This is a genomic window from Rhodopirellula europaea 6C, from assembly GCF_000338295.1.
Taxonomy (GTDB): Bacteria; Planctomycetota; Planctomycetia; order Pirellulales; family Pirellulaceae; genus Rhodopirellula; species Rhodopirellula europaea.
Map to the genome: position 1 here is coordinate 1 of NZ_ANMO01000019.1, position 1,894 is coordinate 1,894.

Consider the following 1,894-nt stretch of genomic DNA (forward strand, 5'->3'; position numbering starts at 1 on the left):
AACGTCAAATTGAATCCGAGTCGCCCGCATGTTGACACTATTCCGTTTTGCGGCGTTGCTGTGCTTGGTTGGACTTGCCAGCGTATCTCACTCTCAAGGCGTCGATGACTTATTCGCCGACTCTGATGTAGAACCGATTTGCGAATGTCGTCATCACATCTTTGGCTTGGACCACCCACCTGAGTGGATACCGAAGGATGTGACGAAGGCTCTCGCCTCTGCGGTTCGGTCGAACGAAGGCATGCGGCAAGGGGGCGTATTATTCTGTTCCAAAACAAATGCGGTGATTGAATGTTTTGCCCTCAAACGCGCCTACCGCTTCCTGGTTTGCCCATCCGATTGGCAAGGGTTCAAACCGAAAGCCGTGACAGATGAAGCGCTCATCGAGAACGGGATTCCAGTCGACAAGATTAGGGCGATATTTCAGAGCATGGTGATGGGACCGATTGAGGTTTCGTTCAGAGCAAGAAACAGTCGTGGTATGATGGGTAGCATCGAGATTGAGGACAAATAGCATTGTGGCGAACCATGCGATGAACCGAAGTCGCGGTGTCGTCATTCTTGACAGTTGAAAATCAATCGCCGCGACTCGGTTATCGCGGTCGTTCTGCCATCTGAATTGGATCACATACCTGCGTTGAATCCATACTCGACTCTTTCGCAAGCCACGTCTGACTCCGGTTCCGCCGCAGGTCCGTCGATCCTTTACACAATTCAAACCGTCTGGATTGCGACTGGAATCTCTCTTTTGACGCTAGCAATCATTGCTTCGTTGATTTTCGATGGATCTTTGCGTCGCTTGTTTTTCTCCGACGACTCGTATGTTGCGTCGTTCAGTGCGTCCGTTCCAGTCGCTGCATTCTTCGCGGTCGGATGCTTAGCTGGATGGTGGTTCCAGTCATCGCGTATTGCGCTGTTGACTACAGCTGTTCTGGTCGCGAGTTTTGGAACGATTCTTTGGGTTTCGGACTACCTGCACGACTTCGGTGAGGGAGACCAGATAATCGCCTACCTCGGAATCGGCGTACTTTCTGGCGGCTCATTTGGTCTAACCGCATTTTTGATCCGCAACACAGGCGCTAGAGCTGTATTCTCGATTGCACCTCATCTATGCTTTGGGATTGGCTATGCTGCCGCTCTGCACACCATGTCACCGTGACACCGAAGAAGGCAGAACCAAAAAATGCACCCGAGTCGCGAAGTCGGGCGTTTTGACTATGGAGAATCTATCGTCGCGACCGGGTGATTTTAGACGTTCGCCGACTGAAATGCTTCATCTCTCGCCCACGTTGCCATGAGACTTCCACAGTACGGATTGCGAGCGTTGCTTATGCTGATGGTCTGCTGCGCGTGTTGTGCTGCCGTAGCAAACTGGATTGCTGCCGCTCGTAACTCTGCCCGGCAGCGTGCAGGCCTTGGCATCCAGCATGACGTAGCACATTGGCCGTACGTTCTGCGCAACCTGATCAAAGATGATGCGACGTTGCAAACAGGGTTAACACCCTGCGGACTAGCTGCAGGGTTTGATCACTGCTCAATTTGGAGACTTGCCCCCAAGGCCCCAATGATTGACTACCTGAAATCTCAAACGAATTTGGAGGCTGCGAGTTCCTCACACCCAAAATCGCAACAACTGATCTCATCGATTCCAGCCGGGTGGCCCAAGCAAGATTGGGCATCATCCCAGTGGTACGCGACGCCCGGGTTTGGGACTCGCCATATGGAAGGCCCAGACCTATACTTGTTAGTGATCGACGCTGACACCGGGAATTCCATTGTGTTGCACGAGAACCACTTCTGACACGAGGTCGGCGGCGAACCAAACGATGCAACCGAGCGGCGAAGTCGGGCGTTTTGAAGTCGTTGATCTTCCGTCGCCGCCGGCTGATCGTAA

At 52.8% G+C, this 1,894-nt stretch carries 1 protein-coding gene; it reads left to right on the forward strand.

Annotated features, from left to right (window positions below):
- Positions 1-28 precede the first annotated feature (28 nt).
- Positions 29-514, forward strand: a complete 486-nt coding sequence (locus RE6C_RS32080) for a hypothetical protein (RefSeq protein WP_008653213.1) — start codon at positions 29-31, stop codon at positions 512-514.
- Positions 515-1,894: the final 1,380 nt, after the last annotated feature.